At 41.0% G+C, this 22,048-nt stretch carries 12 protein-coding genes, 2 tRNA genes, 1 rRNA gene and 3 pseudogenes; 5 read left to right on the forward strand and 13 right to left on the reverse strand.

Translation table 11 applies throughout. From position 1 onward, the window contains the following. Positions 1–214 precede the first annotated feature (214 nt). The 7 genes from PN838_RS08625 to PN838_RS08655 all read right to left on the reverse strand — a co-directional run bounded on the left by PN838_RS08625 (position 215) and on the right by PN838_RS08655 (position 7,865). Positions 215–290, reverse strand: a tRNA-Ala gene (locus PN838_RS08625). 93 nt (positions 291–383) lie between these two features. After that, positions 384–460, reverse strand: a tRNA-Ile gene (locus PN838_RS08630). A gap of 232 nt (positions 461–692) precedes the next feature. Next, positions 693–2,226: ribosomal RNA gene (locus tag PN838_RS08635) — 16S ribosomal RNA — on the reverse strand. Between the two features lie 412 nt (positions 2,227–2,638). Continuing rightward, positions 2,639–3,637, reverse strand: a complete 999-nt coding sequence (locus PN838_RS08640; protein WP_272180398.1) for a polysaccharide pyruvyl transferase family protein — start codon at positions 3,635–3,637, stop codon at positions 2,639–2,641. Positions 3,638–4,371: 734 nt separating this feature from the next. Continuing rightward, complete coding sequence (locus PN838_RS08645) at positions 4,372–5,235, reverse strand: glycosyltransferase family 8 protein (RefSeq protein ID WP_272180399.1); 864 nt, start codon at positions 5,233–5,235, stop codon at positions 4,372–4,374. A 306-nt stretch (positions 5,236–5,541) separates the two neighbouring features. Continuing rightward, positions 5,542–6,651, reverse strand: coding sequence for a glycosyltransferase family 4 protein (locus tag PN838_RS08650; RefSeq protein ID WP_272180400.1), 1,110 nt, complete (start codon positions 6,649–6,651; stop codon positions 5,542–5,544). Beyond that, positions 6,648–7,865, reverse strand: coding sequence for a glycosyltransferase family 9 protein (locus tag PN838_RS08655; protein WP_272180401.1), 1,218 nt, complete (start codon positions 7,863–7,865; stop codon positions 6,648–6,650). Before PN838_RS08655 ends, PN838_RS08650 begins: the two co-directional genes overlap by 4 nt. A gap of 225 nt (positions 7,866–8,090) precedes the next feature. On the opposite strand from PN838_RS08655, the gene PN838_RS08660 reads away from it, so the two are divergent. The 5 genes from PN838_RS08660 to PN838_RS08680 all read left to right on the forward strand — a co-directional run bounded on the left by PN838_RS08660 (position 8,091) and on the right by PN838_RS08680 (position 11,298). Further along, positions 8,091–8,753: a 3-deoxy-D-manno-octulosonic acid transferase gene (locus tag PN838_RS08660; RefSeq protein ID WP_272180402.1), complete on the forward strand. Its 663-nt coding sequence runs from the start codon at positions 8,091–8,093 to the stop codon at positions 8,751–8,753. 89 nt (positions 8,754–8,842) lie between these two features. Continuing rightward, positions 8,843–9,217, forward strand: coding sequence for a hypothetical protein (locus tag PN838_RS08665; RefSeq protein WP_272180403.1), 375 nt, complete (start codon positions 8,843–8,845; stop codon positions 9,215–9,217). Positions 9,218–9,378: 161 nt separating this feature from the next. Further along, positions 9,379–9,963, forward strand: coding sequence for a GNAT family N-acetyltransferase (locus tag PN838_RS08670; protein ID WP_215963587.1), 585 nt, complete (start codon positions 9,379–9,381; stop codon positions 9,961–9,963). A gap of 2 nt (positions 9,964–9,965) precedes the next feature. Then, a complete protein-coding gene (locus PN838_RS08675; protein ID WP_272180404.1) occupies positions 9,966–10,244 on the forward strand; it encodes an NAD(P)/FAD-dependent oxidoreductase in 279 nt (92 codons plus the stop codon). Continuing rightward, positions 10,192–11,298: an NAD(P)/FAD-dependent oxidoreductase gene (locus PN838_RS08680; protein WP_272180405.1), complete on the forward strand. Its 1,107-nt coding sequence runs from the start codon at positions 10,192–10,194 to the stop codon at positions 11,296–11,298. The genes PN838_RS08675 and PN838_RS08680 overlap by 53 nt, the downstream gene beginning before the upstream one ends. A 148-nt stretch (positions 11,299–11,446) precedes the next feature. Here PN838_RS08680 and PN838_RS08685 read toward each other — a convergent pair whose 3' ends face one another. The 6 genes and pseudogenes from PN838_RS08685 to dapB form a co-directional block, all read right to left on the reverse strand. Continuing rightward, entirely contained in the window at positions 11,447–12,319 is an 873-nt protein-coding gene (locus tag PN838_RS08685) for a tetratricopeptide repeat protein (RefSeq protein ID WP_334313328.1), read from the reverse strand. 748 nt (positions 12,320–13,067) lie between these two features. Further along, a pseudogene (locus PN838_RS08690) lies at positions 13,068–15,872 on the reverse strand (bifunctional aconitate hydratase 2/2-methylisocitrate dehydratase). A 253-nt stretch (positions 15,873–16,125) separates the two neighbouring features. After that, positions 16,126–16,605, reverse strand: coding sequence for a transcription elongation factor GreA (greA, locus tag PN838_RS08695; protein ID WP_215963583.1), 480 nt, complete (start codon positions 16,603–16,605; stop codon positions 16,126–16,128). A gap of 1 nt (position 16,606) precedes the next feature. Then, a complete protein-coding gene (gene carB / locus PN838_RS08700) occupies positions 16,607–19,825 on the reverse strand; it encodes a carbamoyl-phosphate synthase large subunit (protein WP_272180406.1) in 3,219 nt (1,072 codons plus the stop codon). 31 nt (positions 19,826–19,856) lie between these two features. Beyond that, positions 19,857–20,992, reverse strand: a pseudogene (gene carA, locus PN838_RS08705) (glutamine-hydrolyzing carbamoyl-phosphate synthase small subunit). A gap of 217 nt (positions 20,993–21,209) precedes the next feature. Further along, positions 21,210–22,024, reverse strand: a pseudogene (gene dapB, locus PN838_RS08710) (4-hydroxy-tetrahydrodipicolinate reductase). Positions 22,025–22,048: the final 24 nt, after the last annotated feature.

The following is a 22,048-nucleotide window of genomic DNA, read 5'->3' on the forward strand; positions in this document are numbered from 1 at the left end:
AAGTACAATCGACATAAATAACGCTTGAGTTTTCTTCTTACAGTGATAATCAAAATTATTTTTTTAATTGTTGAATAACAAATTAAATAAACAATAATGTTTACCTTATTTATCAGCTTTCCAAATTGTTAAAGAGCAATGCGTTTATAAAAAACGCTAAACAATAAATACTGAAACAATATTCATTCTTTAGCGTGCTTCCTAGCAGAAGAAGTGGTGGAGCTACGCGGGATCGAACCGCGGACCTCTTGAATGCAAATCAAGCGCTCTCCCAGCTGAGCTATAGCCCCAAGTTAAATACCAAGACGTTTCTAATCAAGGCAAACGCTGAGGACGTTTAGCCTGCTAAACGACGAAGCGTTTAACGCAGAGTAGGAGCGTATTGGTAGGCCTGAGCAGACTTGAACTGCCGACCTCACCCTTATCAGGGGTGCGCTCTAACCAGCTGAGCTACAGGCCTCTTGCTTGGTCTTTTGCCCTTATGCTGCCTTGCTCGAAACTCGCTCGGTTACTATCAGACGATAGCGCCCTTCGACTCGTTTCTTCGCGGCGTTGCCTAAGCACAAAATCCACTGCGCAACCCTAAGGTTACACACTACAAGCTCTCACTTGTAGATGACTTGTAGCTTACTTCTTGCTCACAATATGTAATTAATTATCTGTGTGGACACTTCGCATGTGCGACTTTTCGTTAAGGAGGTGATCCAGCCCAGGTTCCCCTAGGGCTACCTTGTTACGACTTCACCCCAGTCATGAACCACAAAGTGGTGAGCGTCCTCCCGAAGGTTAAACTACCCACTTCTTTTGCAGCCCACTCCCATGGTGTGACGGGCGGTGTGTACAAGGCCCGGGAACGTATTCACCGTGGCATTCTGATCCACGATTACTAGCGATTCCGACTTCATGGAGTCGAGTTGCAGACTCCAATCCGGACTACGACAAGCTTTATGGGATCCGCTTACTCTCGCGAGTTCGCAACCCTCTGTACTTGCCATTGTAGCACGTGTGTAGCCCATCCCGTAAGGGCCATGATGACTTGACGTCGTCCCCACCTTCCTCCGGTTTGTCACCGGCAGTCTCCTTAGAGTTCTCAGCATTACCTGCTAGCAACTAAGGATAGGGGTTGCGCTCGTTGCGGGACTTAACCCAACATTTCACAACACGAGCTGACGACAGCCATGCAGCACCTGTCTCAGAGTTCCCGAAGGCACTAATCTATCTCTAGAAAATTCTCTGGATGTCAAGGGATGGTAAGGTTCTTCGCGTTGCATCGAATTAAACCACATGCTCCACCGCTTGTGCGGGCCCCCGTCAATTCATTTGAGTTTTAACCTTGCGGCCGTACTCCACAGGCGGTCTACTTAATGCGTTAGCTGCGCAAGACATCTCTTAAGAGACGAACTGCTAGTAGACATCGTTTACGGCGTGGACTACTAGGGTATCTAATCCTGTTTGCTACCCACGCTTTCGTACATGAGCGTCAGTGTTGATCCAGGTGGTTGCCTTCGCCATTGGTATTCCTTCAGATCTCTACGCATTTCACCGCTACACCTGAAATTCTACCACCCTCTCTCACACTCTAGCCATCCAGTTTCAAATGCAGTTCCAGGTTGAGCCCGGGGCTTTCACATCTGACTTAAATGGCCGCCTGCGTACGCTTTACGCCCAGTAATTCCGATTAACGCTCGCACCCTCCGTATTACCGCGGCTGCTGGCACGGAGTTAGCCGGTGCTTCTTCTGCGAGTAACGTCAAATCTAGCAGGTATTAACTACTAAACCTTCCTCCTCGCTGAAAGTGCTTTACAACCCGAAGGCCTTCTTCACACACGCGGCATGGCTGCATCAGGCTTGCGCCCATTGTGCAATATTCCCCACTGCTGCCTCCCGTAGGAGTCTGGACCGTGTCTCAGTTCCAGTGTGGCTGATCATCCTCTCAGACCAGCTAGGGATCGTCGGCTTGGTGAGCCTTTACCTCACCAACTACCTAATCCCACTTGGGCTTCTCTAAAGGCGAGAGCCGAAGCCCTCTTTAAGCCGTAGCTACTATGCGGTATTAGCAGTCGTTTCCAACTGTTGTCCCCCACCTAAAGGCAAATTCCCAAGCATTACTCACCCGTCCGCCACTCGTCATCAAACTAGCAAGCTAGTTCATGTTACCGTTCGACTTGCATGTGTTAGGCCTGCCGCCAGCGTTCAATCTGAGCCATGATCAAACTCTTCACTTAAAAGTTTAATCGGCTACTTAATAAAAATACTGTTCAAATAAATTTGTGCAGACATTCTATATAAGTAGCTTTATACATATATATTTGTTGTCACTACTCTACGGAGTGCCCACACAGATAATTAATTACAAATTGTTAAAGAACGTTTCGAACCCCGAAGGTTCTGGTTAGGACTGACTATCAATTTAGTCGCTCAAGGCTGTCTTAACCGGGAGGCGCATAATACACTCTCCAATTTTGGTGTCAACCCTTTATTTAATAAGTTTTTAAAGACTTTTTAAACACTTGATTGACGCCCTCTTGCCGCTGACGTTTGTCGTTGGAAGAGGCGCGCATTTTAGGAAACCAAAAAATTGTGCAACCCCTAATTTCAATTAAATTCACTTTTTTTGTTTGTTCGGTCAAATATCAATCAAAAACCTGAGTTACGCTGTTTTTTGTACAAAAACTTATCTTGATTGCGCCATTTTGTGATGTTTTCTATAGGCAGTTTTATTGCTGTTTCATAATTTGAGCTGATTAATTGAGGCAGATTTTCAATTTCTTGTCTTAAAAGAACGGGTAAATTGATATCTTTTGCTATTTCTCTTGCTCTATTATCTATTCCGATAATAAAACTTCGCCTTTTCAATTGCAGAGCTCGGATACCACCATGGAGCCTGGTACCAATAAAATCGGTATCTGTCGTTTGCAAAAACAAATCGAATGCTAAAAGTGAAGGTGCTAATAAGTGAATGTCGGTAAAAGTAGACGCATCAACTAATGTTTTTAAATAGTCAGCGTCTTCAATTTGCTGAGGCCAAAAGTAGACGTTGTTATATAGTGACAATAGATACCTGATCATTTGCTTATCTTCGTCGGCCTTTTTATGACGCGTTAATGTAAACACCACATTTGGCGCCTGCCCTTGTGGTATTGCTGCACAATGATTTTGATTTAAGCTCCACGTAGTAGGACAAGTTGTATTTAGTACATTGTTGATACCAATTGATTTCAACATAGACTCCGCATGACTATCACGAACGGAATGGATATATTCGCCGTTTAAAATGTTGCGATAGAATTTTGCCTGTCTGGTTTTAACTTCGGTTTGATAATTTCGCCAACCTACACCACATAAAACCACTTTATTAGCTAATGAAGAGATATCCCAAAGACGTAATCGCCACATGTCCTTTTTGCCAACTCGATTTTTAGACGTAAGCGCATTTGTACCTAACAACATATTAATATCTGCCTCACGACATAACCGTCGACCAACTGCCCCCATCGAATCATGAGTAGATACGTTAGTGACATATTGCTGAGATAAAATGTCCGCAAGTTGATTTCTAATAGAATCAACAATAATGATATCCCCTAAATTATCTGTACTAATACTGGTATCTAGGAGGTTGAGATGTGAAATCATTTACTCTTCTTTCTTTGTTTATTGAGTTTAATTAAGTGCTTCATAAATAAATTACATGGACACCCATTCATAAGTCACATGGACACCCACACATAAGTTACATGGACACCCACGCATAAATTACATGGACAGCCATTCATAAATTGCGTGGACACCCATTCATAAGTTACATGGACACCCATTCATAAGTTACATGGACACCCATTCATAAATTACATGGACACCCATTCATAAATTACGTGGACACCCACGCATAAATTACATGGACAGCCATTCATAAATTACATGGACACCCATTCATAAATTACATGGACACCCATTCATAAATTACATGGACACCATTCATAAATTACGTGGACAGCCACGAAATTACATGGACACCCATTCATAAGTTGCATGGACACCTAAATTGCGTGGACACCCATTCATAAATTACATGGACAGCCATTTGAAAATTACATGGACAGCCATTTGTAAATTACTTGGACACCCATTTATAAATTACTTGGACACCCATTTATAAATTACTTGGACACCCATTCATAAGTTACATGGACACCCATTCATAAGTTACATGGACACCCATTCATAAGTTACATGGACACCCATTTGTAAATTACATGGACAGCCATTTGTAAATTACATGGACAGCCATTTGTAAATTACTTGGACACCCAGCTTTTGATCTGCCATTCGTTCAACTAAACAGTTAGAAGTTTCAATAGAATGCTGATTTAGCGGCGATAGAAAACATCACTAGTTAATTTTGACTCCAGTTCAACTTGTCGACTAAGTGATTTCAACACAGATTGATATGTCCTAGCTCTCGTAGGTTTTAGCCACTTATAAAACCGAGCCTTGTTTCTAACAACTTTTAGGTCTTGTTCATCGAGTACGCGTTCTTTTACTCCATCGATGCAATAGACTTTACTCGCATGAAAATACAGAACTTCAGGAATAAAGCGTCGCGCTTCAGTTTTTTGCCTTAACCACGGTTTTACTCTGCCAACGTAATGAATATTTACACTTTGCCAGTTGTCGATAACTTGCATTGCATATTCCGTTGCTAAAACCCAGTTATTCTCCCGCGCCACTTCGATCACTTTGCCATGTGACATGTAATTAAGAATGGTTTGGTCATGAAACTTAAGTCGATCCATCCCAAACTTAGCCACCAGCTCTTCAACTTTAGCCAAAGGCAAATTGCAGCGCATCCAATCCAAATTCAGTAAAATGAGTCCCGCATTAAAATACATGACACCTTTTGGCGCCGCATTCGCTTCATCTGGCCAATCTTTATCAATCGTCTGCTTAGGATCTCGAGATGCAACAATGGGGGCGACGTTGTCCCAGCTGGTATAAAACTCTTCGATGCCACGAAAGCACAAGATATCGGAGTCTAAATAGATCACGGCTTTTTGCGGCAAAATTTCCGCCAATAAAAAACGGGCGTATGTCATCCATGAACCAACCCTTTTTGGTAACTTATCAATCGACTCTTTGCTTGGGGATATAAACTTTAGTGAAAATGGTGTGCCTATTCTGTTAGATACATCTTGAAGCTTTAAGTTTAGTGACATTCTTGTGGCTTCCGACAAACCACCATCGAGTACTATAAGTTCATAAAAAATTCACCACTTGAGTGCGCTAGAGCAGAAACCATAGACATTACTAAACCACACGAAAACTTTTCATTAGCACAGGAAACAACTGTCAATGTTTCTAAATTCTCTGATTTTTTAGTGATAGCTTAATGTCACTATCTTGCGGGGTACAACCCATTTCACTGTCTTGTTTGGTAATCATTTTATCTTTCATCGATTGTATTTCTGATTAATATAAAGAGCGCAACTGGCACAGGAAAAGTGAAATCGCCTCAACTTTGTAATGGGGTCAAACTTGACTTAACACTTTTTTATGCAGTGTTTGTAAACACTTACATTCCCCTCAACCATTGCTTTAATAGAAAACGTTTTGAGTACCTTTTCCCGTCCTGCAGCAGCCATTTGCTCAATTCGTTTGGTATCGCTAACTAAGTCCTCAAGGCTATTAAACAATTCTTGTACATTACCTAGGTCAACCAACAGACCATTGAGCCCATCAGTTACTATTTCAGGAATACCGCCAACACGACTGGCGATTATAGGAACTCCGCAGGCGTTCGCTTGTAAAAGTGACACCCCTAAACCTTCGGCGAATGCTGGGTGAACAACAAGGTTTAAGTTTGGTAAAATGCGCGCCAAATCCGTTCGAAAACCGCAAAACTGAACCTTGTTAGATAAGCCCAGTTGAATAATTTCTTGTTTTAATTCTTCCTCTAGTGGCCCTTTACCAAAGACCAACAGTTGAACATTAGGCTCTTTTGCAATGAGTGATTTAAACGCAGAAAATAAAACCGAATGGCCTTTTCTTGGGATAAATTGCGCTAGAACACCAATAACAACGTCACTTCTATCGAGCTTAAACTCTTTAAGAAACCAATTATTGTTTGACCGTTTGAGCGTTGATTTGTGATCTATTGGCTTATATTCATCAGTATCAACGGCACTCAATACCGTAGTGACTTGATTAGAATCTACGCCAGCATCTAAAAGTACGTTTCGTATCCCGTCTGAAATAGTGATCACTTTATTACATTGATGGTATTTCCATTTTGAAAACCAATTGGGCTCGATATTGTCGACTCGCCGCGAAATGACCACCGGTGTATTTGTTAACTTTGCAGCAATTAGTCCAAATAGATCAGCTCCTCTTCTGCTATGCAGATGTACCAATTGAATCTTATGAATGCGGATTGCTTTGACTAATTTAAATATTAACGAAACATCAAGATCCCCTGCCATTTTCATGGGAAGCGGCACAACATCACCGTGCATTACGTCATAAATTTCAGCGCCTCTTGGTGCTGCTAAAAATGATTTAATCCCATATTTTGATAACCCAGAGGTTAAATAGTGCACCTGTAATGCGCCACCATACAAATGTTTACCGGCTTCAACATGTAATATTCTCATGATGCACTTCTCACGTTATTTGTATTTGAACTTGAATTAAGAATACGATTCAACGTCGTCATGACGGATGGCACACTAATATCTGCCATACAATCGAACGTGCCGTTGCAACTAGGATTTCTCTTGCAAGGCGCACAACTTTTATTAAGGTAAAGGACTTCAGTTTGTTCAACACGGGTAACGAGATAAGGACGAGTTGATCCAAACAAGGCCACTGTGGGCACCGACTTTGCAATACCCGCGTGTGTCATACCAGTATCAACACCTATTAATGCTTTTGCCTTACTTATCACTTCGATGTTTTGAATTAAACTGAGCTCACCACATAAAGATTTTGCATTCGCTAATTCAGCTACTATTTTAGTGGCGTTCGAATGGTCGTCTGGACCACCAATAACTAGTACAGGCAGCCCAAAATGAATTGAAATTTGTTTAATTAAGTCTCGCCAATGACTATTGACCCAATGCTTCTGCGGCCGCGTAGTAAAAGGACATATCACCAGATAGGGTAAGTTCGTCCCTAAGTTTTCGGCTTTTGCTGCTTGCTTTACTCGGCTGTTATATCGGTGGGTGTCTTGGTTAATCTTATCTTCGTTGATCTTTATTTGGCTGCTGACTTTTGCAAATTGATCTATGCCACCAGAAAATGGTAGCCATTCCAGTAATTTAGTAGCAACGTGAGTTTTATCACTACTGCTGATATGGATGTCCATATAAAAAGACTCTGTGTTACAGCCTAAATATTGAGCCATCGCTTTGTATTCAGAGCTAATTTCAGGGTCATTTTTAGGTTTATTGATCCTTTCAGTCATAAAAATTTTTGTCGGTTCTTTACTTATAAATCCAACTCGCCTCTTGGCATTACTTAACCAAGCCCAAATGCCACTCTTAGCCAACCCTTGGACATCAATTGCTAAATCAATTTTTAGATCTCGTAATTTGTCACGCATAGATTTAATGGCGTAAAATAATTCACGATAACGCCTTTCTTTAAATAGTCGCTTCCATTCAGCTTTAGGAAATGCAACAACACCATGAATATTTGGATTGGAACTCACTAGTGCCTCTAGATGAGGCTCCAATAGCCAAAAGAGTTCGGCATTTGGGTAGCGGTCGGCTAATGCAGCGACCATTGGAGACGCCATTATCACATCACCAATTGCGCTGGTGCGAATAATGAGTATTCGTTTTGGAATAGTTGAGTGTATTGCCACTGTTACTTAAATTTTAGTCAATTTGATTGCGACAATATTAATAATAAAAAGCGACAAATTTGAGTCTGAAACATTAAGGTTTTGTTAAAACAGAAACAACCGTGCGATTTGTTAATTAAATTGAAACAATTTACTCGTTTAATCAGGTAACCTTCATTTTTCGTTAACATGACCTATGCCTCGAATTATCTATTCATTTATTTTTTCCTGCTTTTACCCTTTATTATGTGCAAATATGCATTCCGGTCTTTTAAAAATCCAGATTACAAAAAACACCTAAAAGAACGTTTTTGTTTTGGCTTACCCCAATTTGGTCAGAACGTTCGTCCAATTCATATCCACTTAGTGTCGGTTGGTGAGGCTAATGCCTCTCAAATATTAATATGTAAGTTGGCAATAACTTACCCTGAAAAACCCATTTTAATAACGGTAACAACACCAACAGGACGTTCTAGAGCTACATCGCTGTTTTCGAGTTTACAGCAGGTCACTATTCGCTATTTACCATTTGATATACCGGTATTAATGGAACGTTTTTTATCAAAAGTATCACCACAGATATCTATTATGTTAGAAACAGAATTGTGGCCTTACTTTTTACTTTTTGCTAAACGTAAAGGGATACCAGTGGTACTCGTTAATGCTCGCCTCTCTAAAAAGTCGTTGAAAGGGTATTTGAAGCTCCCCAAAACCACGAAAGAAATGATCACCACTTTAGATTTAGTTTTAGCGCAATATAAACCTGACAAGAAACGCCTTATCCGTTTGGGATGTAATGAACAAAAAATCAAAGCAATTGGCAATATTAAATTCGACCTATCTTTACCTACCGAACAAATAGCGGACGCCGAAAAGATAAAAAAGGCCTTGCTAGGCCGATTTGGGTAGCGGCGAGTACTCATGATAAAGAAGAAAAGATCATTTTTGCCACGCATAAACAACTGTTAAAAACTCAACCAAATTTACTTTTAATTGTAGTGCCTCGCCACAAAGAACGATTTAAAGAAGTGGCATTGTTAGCTTCGGAGCAATTTGCAATACAACATCGCTCAACGCTGTCTGGTGTTAACTCCGAAATGGTCAGATCCCAGAACTCATTAAACGTTAAAAATGAACATTTTGTGCCTATTCATTCTCAGACTCAGGTCTTAATTGGCGATACTATTGGTGAAATGTTCTGGTATCTTACATTAGCTGACATTTGTTTTATTGGTGGGAGTTTAGTCAAAACCGGTGGGCACAATCCCATTGAGCCTGCCGCTGTCGGTTTGCCTATCATTACCGGTCCCTATACATTTAACTTTAAGACTGTATTTAAACAGTGCCAAAAAAGAAATTTTGCATTCAACTAGATTCACAAAAAGAGTTGCTTAGCACAATGCAGATGTTGTTCAATGACCCTATTAAACGCGCCGGAATGGCAAAAAAGCGAAACGATTTGTTAGCCAAAACCAAGGGGTAACAGACCAAATGATCGCAGAATTAACGCCACTCATAGCAAAAGAGCATAATCATGAATCGAGACCTACTGTCACTAAAACCCTTATCACTAACTGACTTCAACGATGTGATCGCATTGGGAAATCGAGTCCATGGTGAAGGCTACTTAGACAATAAATCCCTAAAAAAGATGTTAGAGCGCAGTGTTTATAACGATTTAAACTGTAGCTACGTTCTTTACGACACGTCAGTTACGCCAAAAAAATTGGTTGGATTTAGACTCACTTACGCACCAAATTCGTGGCCATTGGATAAATGGTGTACACCAAGTCATTGGCCTGTTGAAGCGAATTTGGTAGCCTATTTTAAGTGCAATACTATCCATCCAGACTATCAAGGTAAAGGACTTGGCGGGTTGCTTCTCAAAGAGTCAGTTGCCACGTTAAAGCAAATGGGTGCAAAAGCTGGCCTCAGCCACATTTGGATGCAAAGTCCGGGTAACGCTTCTTATAAATATTTTACGAAAGCGGGTGGCCAGTTAATAAAAACCCATCCTCGGCGTTGGCATAATGACGCAACGATTCCAGACTATATTTGCATTATTTGTGGAAAAGACTGTCACTGTGATGCAACAGAAATGATGTTGGAGTTTACCTAAATATGGCAGTTTATGATCCTTTACTGAGTAAACAGCTTGCTTCAAATCAATCATCACCACAAAGCTATTGGCACAAAAATTATGTCGTTGGGGCTAAATCAGACACAAAAATACTTAATGCCGACATAACTGCTGACGTTGTGATCATTGGGGCTGGCTACACTGGGTTAACTTGTGCCATTAACCTTGTTCAACAGGGCTTTAAAAATATTGTAATCCTTGATGCTAATGAAATTGGCTGGGGCTGCAGCGGCAGAAATGCCGGTTTTGTTTTGCCTTAGTTCTGGCAGATTGTCTTATCAACAACTTGTTAGTCGTTTTGGATCTCAAGCGACAAGCCGCTTACATAACGACTTTTTACAGGGCATCAACTTAGTAGAAGAAATTGGCAAAGAATACGACATTGGCCAGTGCGAATCTGGATACTTAAAGCTTGCCCATAGCGAAAAATGGTACGACCGATTGGAAAAATCGGCGGATTATTTACATCAAAATTTTAACTACAATGTTGAAACCATTAACAAACAAGCGTTTCAAAACGATTATGTTTGTCACCAAAAGATCCATGGCGCAATTCGATATTCCAATGGGTTTGGGATCCACCCTCTCAAACTTGTACATGCGTATGCTCAAAAAGCGCAATCACTAGGGATAAAAATCTACACCAACAGCTCGGTGACTCAAATTCAATCTGATTCTAACCATAGAGTTACGACGCATAGTGGTAGTGTTACGGCTGACAAGTTAGTGATGGCCACCAATGGCTATACTCCAAGTAAAATGGCATCAGCACTACAGCATAAAATTCTCCCCGTATTAACAAGTGTCATTGTCACCGAACCGCTAACGAACGTACAACGCGAAGCAGCCAATTTCAAAACTAGACAAGTTATGATGGATACGCGGGAACTAAAATACTACTACCGTTTATTACCAGATAACCGAATATTATTCGGGGGCCGCGGGGCTATAACCGGCGCCCACGCTCTAGATCCAAAGTATGCGAACAGACTTTTACACGAATTGAAAAATAGTTTTCATGGATTAGAAAAGCTGAATATCGATCACAATTGGCATGGTTGGATTTCTGTATCTTTAGACCAAATGCCACATATTCATAAAACAAAAAATAATGTTTATTATGCTACAGGGTATTGTGGCTCTGGGGTTTCATTCACCGCATTAGCGGGCAAGCAACTTGCAGATTTAATTGTAGGCAAAGATATAAACTCGCCACTTTCGACAGAATTGCCGCATTTCCCTTTTGCCCCATTTAGGCGATTGGGACAACGAGCCTACTATCAACTTGGCCGTTTGAAAGATGCTATTGGTTAAGTTAAAGCGGTTTTAATGTCAATTTTTCAAAACCGCCATAGCCGTATATTGCTTAACAAAATACGTTGTTGAATACACACAAAATCGCTTACTGACTTACCAACTTAGTACAATAAGGCGTAAATTTTTCGACGATATTTACTTGCTGTTACATCGCCATCTGGCAAAGATGCAATGATATCAAGATACGTTTTTTCGCGTCGGCAAAACCTAAATCCTTTTGAAGTACACTAAATAACAAATCAAGCGATTCTTCATTGCGATTGACTTGATGTAAGGCAACTGCAAGTTTAAGTTTTAATTCCAAAGAATCAGGTTCAGCTTCTAACTGTTGTTGTAAGGCTTGAACCTCAGGGCTTTCTGCAGCCTGTTTAGCTAAATCTAGCTTAGCGAGTACTTGTAAATAGAGAGCATCTTGATCTGCCATTTTAGTAGACTGCAATATAGCTTCAACTTCATCAACTTTACCAAGTTCAATCGCAACATTTGCATACATTAGTTTAAATTGACTATTTTCTGGTTCCAGTTCCAATACTTGTTTTAAAATTGGAAATGCTTCGAGCCACTTACTTTCTTCGACTAACTGACAACCTTGCGTAAATAACAAGTCTTGCTGCTTCGGCAGATGTTTATCTAACATTGCTTTGATCTCGGCTTCTGTTTGCACACCTGCAAAGCCATCAAGCGGTTGACCTTCTTTAAATAAAACAACCGTTGGCAAATTTTTGATGCCAAACTGCATGGCAATTTGTTGCTGCTCGTCACAATTAATTCTGGCCAGCTTTAAGCTTTCGCCATATTCGGAGGCAATTTTTACCAACAATGGCGAGAGTTGTTTACTCGGCTCACTCCAGTCGGCCCAAAAATCAATCAATATGAATTTTTGTTGCGATGCGTCGAGTAATTCTTGTTGTACGTTTTCTATATTGATTTCTATGGGATTTGTCATGATCTGATCTATTTCTAATTCAATACTCTCTATTTGTTGCTTGTAGCTGTTATTTTCAAGGGGGACGGACAAATAGTATCGTTTTAGTTTTTGTTTTTGTTAAATTTAGGTGGCTGTCCTGATAACTTGAATGGGTGTCCTGATAACGTGAGTGGGTGTCCTGATAACTTGAATGGGTGTCCTGATAAATTGAATGGCTGTCCTGATAACGTGAGTGGGTGTCCTGATAACGTGAGTGGGTGTCCTGATAACTTGAGTGGGTGTCCTGATAACTTGCTGATAACTTGAGTGGGTGTCCTGATAACGTGAGTGGGTGTCCTGCTAACTTGCTGATAACTTGAGTGGGTGTCCTGATAACGTGAGTGGCTGTCCTGATAACGTGAGTGGGTGTCCTGATAACTTGAATGGGTGTCCTGATAACTGAGTGGCTGTCCTGATAACTTGAGTGGGTGTCCTGATAACTTGAGTGGGTGTCCTGATAACGTGAGTGGGTGTCCTGATAACTTGAGTGGGTGTCCTGATAACTTGAGTGGGTGTCCTGATAAATTCTGTAACTCGAGTCTACAACAATTGTCTCTATGTGTTTGATGTCTAGAATATAGGACTCGGAACGGCTAGTCGGGTTGAGTTAAATGTTTATCTGCGGATGTAAAGGTGTGAATTTGTGTTGAAAAGGTTTGTTTGATTAATTATCTAGCAAGATAAACGGGCGCTCCTCAAATTTTAACTGGCGGGTAAATACAAAAAAGCCAGTTCATTGAACTGGCTTTTCATTTCGGTACCGCACTAAACGGCTAATTACGACGCAAAGATATGCGAATTAGATCCGTTTAACAGGAACCGCTAGGTCAACATATTTAGTCGTCATCTCTTCAGTAGGTGGTGCAAATCGAGTTAAATCGATACCCACTACTGCAGATTTGTACTCTTCAATTGTCGGGAAACGACCTAGTACAGTTGAAAGTACAACAACCGGAGTCGAACCAAGTAACGACTCACCTTTTTCTCAGCAGTATCAGCTACAACACGGCCTTGGAATAAGCGAGTTGATGTTGCAATAACAGTATCACCAGGTTCAGCTTTTTCTTGGTTACCCATACATAAGTTACAATCAGGGCGTTCTAAGTACATGATGTTTTCATATTTCGTACGTGCAGCATCTTTTGGATGTGCATCGTCAAATTCAAATCCTGAGTACTTACGTAAAATATCCCAATCGCCTTCCGCTTTAAGCTCATCAACAATGTTATAAGTTGGTGGCGCAACAACTAATGGCGCTTTGAATTCTACTTTGCCGTTTTGCTTTTCAATGTTACGCAACATTTGAGCGATAATTTGCATATCTCCCTTATGAACCATACATGAACCAACAAAACCTAAATCTACAGATTTACCGTCGTAGAAAGAAACAGGACGAATAACGTCATGGGTATAACGCTTAGATGCATCGTCATTGTTTACGTCAGGGTCAGCAATCATCGGTTGATCGATAACGTCTAGGTCAATAACAACTTCTGCATAGTATTTAGCGTTATCATCTGGAGACAATGCTGGGTTTGAGCCAGATTTTACTTCTTCAATACGTTTGTCTGCTAATGCAAGTAAACCGTTAAGCGTTTTAGCTTCGTTTTCCATACCCTTGTCGATCATGATTTGGATACGGCTCTTAGCAAGCTCGATAGATTTAACTAATGTTTCATCATTTGAAATACAGATGGAAGCTTTGGCTTTCATTTCTGCAGACCAGTCTGTGAAAGTAAATGCTTGGTCAGCTAATAATGTACCAATGTGCACTTCAATGATGCGACCTTGGAAGACATTTTCGCCACCAAATTGCTTAAGCATTTGCGCTTGAGTTGCATGTACCACATCACGGAAATCCATGTGGCCTTGCATTTTACCTTTAAACGTCACTTTTACTGACTCAGGAATTGGCATTGCTGACTCACCAGTAGCTAGTGCGATTGCAACCGTTCCTGAATCGGCACCAAATGCGACACCTTTAGACATACGTGTATGCGAGTCACCACCAATGATGATAGCGCGGTCATCTACAGTAATGTCATTTAATACTTTATGAATTACGTCCGTCATCGCATGATAAACGCCCTTCGGATCACGTGCCGTGATTAGACCGAATTTGTTCATGAAGCTCATTAACTTTGGAATGTTTGCTTGAGCTTTGCTATCCCAAACTGATGCTGTATGACAACCAGATTGGTATGCACCATCAACAAGTGGTGAAATAGTAGATGCAGCCATCGCTTCTAACTCTTGGCAAGTCATCGGCCCAGTTGTATCTTGAGAACCAACAATATTCACTCGAACACGAACGTCTGACCCCGCGTGCAAAGGCGTGTCTGAAGCTACGCCAACGGCATTGTTGTTAAATATTTTTTCAACCGCAGTTAAGCCTTGGCCAGCCACTGATATTTCTTTTGATGGAGCAAAAACCTGTGGTGTTTCAATACCTAGTGTTTCAGCTGCAAAAGTTTGTAATTTTTACCGAATGTTACCGCGTAAGAACCACCCGCTTTCATAAATTCGACTTTTTGCGGTGTAAAAGCAGATGAAATATCTACTAACTCTTTGTCGCCATTTAATAATTTTTTAGCTTTAGTATCAATAGTAAGCACTGTACCAGTCGCAACTGAGTATGCTTCTTCTAAAACTGCATCGCCATTTTCGTCTACAACGGTATTACCGTTTGCATCAACTTTCTTAACCCAGTTTTTAAGGTCAAGACCAATACCACCTGTTACATCAACAGTCGTTAGGAAGATTGGTGAAATGCCATTTGTACCAGCAACAACTGGTGCAATATTAATAAATGGAACATATGGACTTGCTTGTTTACCGGCCCATAACGCAACGTTGTTAACACCTGACATACGAGAAGAACCAACACCCATAGTGCCTTTTTCAGCGATAAGCATCACTTTAGCGTTTGGATGTTTAGCTTGTAATGCTTGGATCTCTTGTTGAGCTTCAGGCGATATCATACATTTGCCGTGTAATTCACGGTCTGCACGTGAGTGCGCTTGGTTACCTGGAGAAAGTAAGTCCGTTGAAATATCACCTTCACCGGCAATATATGTAACAACTTCAATCTTTTCTTCAACGTCTGGTAATTTTGTGAAAAACTCTGCTTTGGCATAGCTTTCTAAAAGATCTTTAGCAACTGCATTGCCCGCTTCTAATGCGGCTTTTAAGCGAGCAGTATCAGCATCATATAAGAATACTTGAGTTTTTAGCACGTCAGCAGCTGGTGCTGATAGTGACGGTTCGTCACTTAGTGCAAGATCAAGTAGCACTTCAATAGAAGGACCACCTTTCATATGCGAAAGTAATTCAAATGCAAATTCTGGTGTAATTTCGGCTAATTCAGATTCACCTAAAATGATTTCTTTTAAGAACTTAGCTTTTACGCCAGCAGCACTCGTAGTACCTGAAGTGTATTGTAGATGAAGAATTTTAATGAATCTTCTCGATATTGGTTTCCAGTGTCTTTGATTTGGGCAATAATTTCTGACAACAATTCTGCGCTATCAATTGGCTTAGGCGCCAATCCCAAGTCATTTTTACGACTTTCAATTTCCGCTAAATAATCTAAATACAGGCTCATTTGATACTCTCTATGATCTTAAAATGCTATTGATAATGTCATTACCATAGGTAAATTGGATTTCTATTATAGTAGTCACTGCGTATAAATGAAATAACAACTTGCCCTATATATATAAATGCTATGTATAGGTGTCATTCACCCCATGAATAATACTATTAATGCACCAAATTAGGTAAATTTTCTATATGTCAGGATCAAAAACAGCCGGCAATGCCAGCTGTTTTATAAAGACGTTAAGTCATCTTATAAATTAACGGTAAAGCACTTCCAAAATCTCATATTCGACAACACCAGCAGGTGTTTGAATTTTTGCAATATCGTCTACGCTTTTACCTATCAAACCACGCGCAATTGGTGAACCAATTGAGATTTTACCAATTTTAAAATTAGCTTCATCTTCGCCCACAATGTGATAAGTCGTTTCGTCATCCGTTTCCACATTTAATATGGTCACAGTTGTACCGAATATCACTTTACCTGTATTAGGTAATTTTGTGACATCAATAATCTGGACGTTTGACAACTTCGCTTCAATTTCTTGAATACGACCTTCACAAAAACCCTGTTGCTCACGAGCCGCATGGTATTCCGCGTTTTCTTTCAGGTCTCCGTGTTCACGAGCTGTTGCGATATCCGCGACAATTCTTGGGCGAGTTACGGTTTTTAATTCTGTCAATTCAGCACGCAAAGCTTCTGCGCCCTGCACTGTCATAGGTACTTGAGTACTCATACTACACAATTCTCTTATGTAAGTTTTGTAAAGACTCTACGCTACCACGGTCATCGGCTTCATTTGCTAAACAAGTTGCAAATGCTGCGTTTAATGTCGTTGTATAGTTGGCTTTATAACGAAGAGCGCCACGGCGCAATACTTTTGAGTCTTCAATTGCTTGACGACCTTCAACAGTATTCACTATGTAGTTGTACTCACCATTTTTAATGCGGTCAAGTATATGTGGTCGACCTTCGAAAACTTTATTCACTTTACGAACTTCAATTCCCGCTTCTTCAAGTACTTTTGCACAGCCACGTGTTGCGTCTAATTCAAAGCCTGCAATGATTAGCTTTTTAGCTAAGTCGATTACACGAACTTTATCCGCATCACGTACTGAAATTAATGCACGTCCACCGCGAGGTAATTCAATGCTCGCACCAAGTTGTGCTTTAGCGTACGCCTCTTCAAATGTATCGCCAACCCCCATTACTTCACCTGTAGAGCGCATTTCTGGACCACGAATTGGGTCAACGCCGTGGAATTTGTTAAATGGAATAACAACTTCTTTTACAGAGAAATATGGAGGAATCACTTCTTTCGTGATTCCCTGATCAGCAAGCGATTGACCAGCCATAACTCGAGCTGCAACTTTCGCAAGTGGAATTGCTGTCGCTTTAGAAACAAATGGTACGGTACGAGCAGCACGAGGATTTACTTCGATTAAGTAAACTTCGCCATCTTTAACCGCGAACTGTGTATTCATCAAGCCAATAACGCCGAGTTCTAAAGCCATATCACGAACTTGTTTACGCATAACATCTTGAATGTCTTGCGGTAACGAGTATGCCGGCAATGAACATGCTGAGTCGCCAGAGTGAACACCCGCTTGTTCGATATGTTCCATAATGCCGCCGATAACAACGTCGGTACCATCACAGATACAGTCAACGTCAACTTCAATCGCGTCATCTAAGAAACGGTCAAGTAGTACTGGTGCTTCATTTGAAACAGAAACAGCTTCGGTCATATAACGACGTAAATCAGCTTCGTCATATACGATTTCCATCGCACGACCACCAAGTACATAAGATGGACGAACAACCAATGGGAATCCAATTTCTTTACTCTTAAGAATCGCTTGTTCAACCGACGTTACTGTCGCGTTCTCAGGTTGTAACAACCCTAAACGGTCAACCATCTGTTGGAAACGTTCACGGTCTTCAGCACGGTCGATAGCATCTGGAGAAGTACCTATGATAGGTACACCGTTTGCTTCTAATGCACGAGCCAATTTAAGTGGCGTTTGACCACCATATTGAACGATAACACCTTTTGGTTTTTCAACGCGGGCGATTTCTAAGACGTCTTCAAGGGTAATAGGTTCGAAGTACAAACGGTCAGAAGTATCGTAGTCTGTTGAAACCGTTTCAGGATTACAGTTAACCATTATAGTTTCGTAACCATCTTCGCGAAGTGCCAATGAGGCGTGAACACAACAGTAGTCAAATTCAATACCTTGGCCGATGCGATTTGGACCGCCACCGATAACCATGATTTTGTCTTTGTCTGTTGGGTTTGCTTCACACTCTTCGTCGTAAGTTGAATACATATAAGCTGTGTCTGAGCTAAATTCAGCGGCACAGGTATCAACACGCTTGTACACTGGTAAAATACCAAGTGAGTGACGTTTTTTACGAACTTCTTTTTCGCTTATACCCAAAATGTCACAGATGCGTTTGTCGGCAAAACCTTTACGTTTTAACTTGCGTAAAAACGCCTTGTCTAAACCAGCAAAACCGCGCTCTTCAATTTCAGCTTCAAGCTTGATTAAATCTTCAATTTGAACCAAAAACCAAGGGTCTACGTTCGTCAATTTAAAGATTGCTTCAAGATCTAAACCACTACGGAACGCATCACCGATATACCAAATACGCTCAGCGTCAGGCTCTTTTAACTCATGGATGATGGTTTCGTGTGCGTCATCAGCGGATAAGTCGATGATAGGATCAAAACCTGACACGCCCACTTCCAATCCGCGCAATGCTTTTTGCAATGACTCTTGTTGGTTACGGCCAATGGCCATAACTTCACCAACTGATTTCATTTGAGTGGTTAGTCGGTCGTCTGCACCGGCAAATTTCTCAAAGTTGAAACGAGGAATTTTAGTCACAACATAATCAATAGTCGGTTCAAATGATGCTGGAGTTGCACCACCTGTTATATCATTTTGCAGTTCATCAAGCGTGTAACCTACCGCTAACTTGGCGGCTATTTTAGCAATTGGGAAACCTGTTGCTTTAGACGCTAGCGCTGATGAACGGGAAACTCGTGGGTTCATCTCGATAATCACCATACGGCCATCTACAGGATTAACACCAAACTGTACGTTTGAACCACCAGTTTCTACACCAATCTCACGCAATACCGCAACTGAGGCGTTACGCATGATTTGATATTCTTTATCCGTTAATGTTTGTGCAGGAGCAACCGTAATTGAGTCACCAGTATGCACACCCATCGCGTCGAAGTTTTCGATAGAACATACGATTATGCAGTTGTCGTTTTTGTCACGAACCACTTCCATTTCGTATTCTTTCCAACCGATTAAAGACTCGTCAATTAACAACTCTTTAGTTGGTGAAAGATCTAAACCACGACGACAAATTTCGTCAAATTCTTCTTTATTGTAAGCAATACCGCCACCTGAACCACCCATCGTAAATGACGGACGGATAATACAAGGGAAGCCGATGCGTGATAACACGTCAAATGCTTCTTCAATTGAATGAGCTGTTTCAGCACGTGGACATTCTAATCCAATCGACTTCATTGCTTTGTCAAAACGAGAGCGGTCTTCCGCTTTATCAATCGCATCAGCAGATGCGCCTATCATTTCAACATTGTATTTTTCAAGAACACCGTACTTTTCAAGATCAAGTGCACAGTTAAGTGCAGTCTGGCCACCCATTGTTGGCAAAACGGCATCTGGGCGTTCTTTTTCAATTATCTTTTCAACAACTTCCCAGTGAATTGGTTCGATGTAGGTAGCATCGGCCATTTCTGGATCTGTCATTATTGTTGCTGGGTTCGAGTTAACTAGAATGACTCGGTACCCTTCTTCTCTTAATGCTTTACAGGCTTGTGCCCCTGAATAGTCAAATTCACAGGCTTGACCGATAACAATTGGACCTGCACCTAATAACAGAATACTTTTTATGTCGGAACGTTTTGGCATGATTTTCTTCTCTTAGTCTCTATCGGTACAATTACTTATTTGCGCTTGTAAATTCGGTCATTAACTCAATGAAATGATCGAACAGTGGTGCCGCGTCGTGTGGACCCGGGCTCGCTTCTGGATGTCCCTAAGCTAAACGCTGGTTTGTCAGTACGGTGAATACCTTGCAATGTGCCATCAAACAACGACTTATGCGTTGCGCGCAACGTTGCCGGTAATGTAGCTTCATCCGCAGCAAAACCGTGGTTCTGTGCAGTAATCATCACTTTACCTGTCGCTAAGTCTTGTACAGGGTGGTTACCGCCATGATGACCAAACTTCATTTTTGCTGTTTGTGCCCCACTTGCAATTGCAAGCAATTGGTGGCCTAAACAAATACCAAAAATTGGAATATCAGTCTCTAGGAAAGATTTAATTGCAGTAACGGCATAGTCACATGGTTCTGGATCACTATGGGCCATTTGATAAAAAGATGCCATCTGGATTTAATGCTAATACATCTGCAGCTGGTGTTTGAGCTGGCACGACAGTAACGCGACAACCGCGGTCCACCAGCATTCTTAAAATGTTACGTTTAACGCCGTAATCATAAGCAACCACATGGAAACGTTCGTCTGCAAGTGCTGTAAAACCCTTACCTAACTGCCAGCTACCCATTGTCCATTCGTGAATTGATTCACATGTAACAACTTTAGCCAAATCCATTCCCTTGATACTATGAAATGCTTTAGCTGCTGCTAATGCCTTTTCCTCGTCTACTTCACCCGCGATAATACATCCGTTTTGCGCGCCTTTATCTCGTAGAATTCGAGTTAACTTTCGAGTATCGATATCGGCGATGCCAACAATATTTTTGGCTTTTAGATATGAACTTAAATCCTGTTCACTACGGAAGTTACTCGCAACTAAAGGAAGATCACGGATAACTAGGCCTTTAGCCCAAATCGTATCATTTTCTTCATCTTCAGAGTTTGTACCGTAGTTACCGATATGTGGGTATGTCAAAGTGACAATTTGTTCGGCGTATGAGGGATCAGTAATTATTTCCTGATAGCCTGTCATTGAAGTATTAAAAACTACTTCACCAACAGACAATCCGTCGGCACCAATAGCAGTACCGTGGAACATTGTTCCGTCTTCCAGAACCAATAGCGCGGGTTGAGTCAAGATAACCTCCTAGCAATGATATGCAGACTTTTATGGTTGGTCTGCAACCGGTTAATCTTAGTCGGAAATTCGAATTTTGATGCTGTTCAAAATTCGAGTATCACAAACATTAGGCAAATTCCGAGTATTGTAGCTAAGAGATCATATTTAGGCTAGAAAAAATACAAAAACATGAAAACAGTCGACTAAATCAAATTTTATATCTTAAGCTATAAAATTATAAGTTAACTTCTTTTAAACCGAGTACATCTTGCATATCAAACAGTCCATTTTGTTTTCCTGTCAACCAGTTCGCAGCCCTTACTGCACCTTTAGCAAAGGTCAATCTGCTAGATGCTTTATGAGTAATTTCAACCCTTTCACCGATATCTGCAAACAAAGCAGTGTGTTCGCCGACAATATCACCCGCTCTTACCGTCGCAAAACCTATAGTTTCACGTTTTCTTTCTCCTGTATCGCCTTCACGGCCGTAAACAGCAACCTTATCCAGATCACGGTCTAATGTGTTTGCAATAACCTTACCTAATGCTAATGCCGTCCCAGATGGAGCATCTTTTTAAATCTGTGATGACCTTCAATTATTTCAATATCACAGTCGTTGCCGATGGTTTTAGCAGTAATTTCAAGTAGTTTGTATAGCAAGTTCACACCAGTACTAAAGTTTGCTGCGTATACGATCGCAATATGCTGAGACGCATCAACAAGTTGTTGTTCTTGCTCTGCCGTTAGGCCAGTAACACCAACAACTAAATTAAGTTTATTAGCAACACAGTATTTGATATTCAGCTCAAGTGCTTCTGGTAACGTAAAGTCAATCCAAACGGTTGTATCTTTAGCTAATTGGTCTAAGTCTGCACTCGTCTTTATATTTTGTTCTTGGATGCCAGCAACTAGCCCAGCATCAATCCCCAAAAATGGTGAACTCTCGCGTACAGCTGCTGCACTTAGCAATGCGTTGTCGTCTTCGACAGTGGCTTGAATAAGGTTGCGCCCCATACGGCCATTCGCACCAAATATTCCGACTTTAGTCATTTTTAAAACACCTCTAAAAGGTTT

It is taken from the genome of Psychrosphaera algicola, from assembly GCF_028401425.1.
In the GTDB taxonomy this organism is placed as follows: domain Bacteria; phylum Pseudomonadota; class Gammaproteobacteria; order Enterobacterales; family Alteromonadaceae; genus Psychrosphaera; species Psychrosphaera algicola.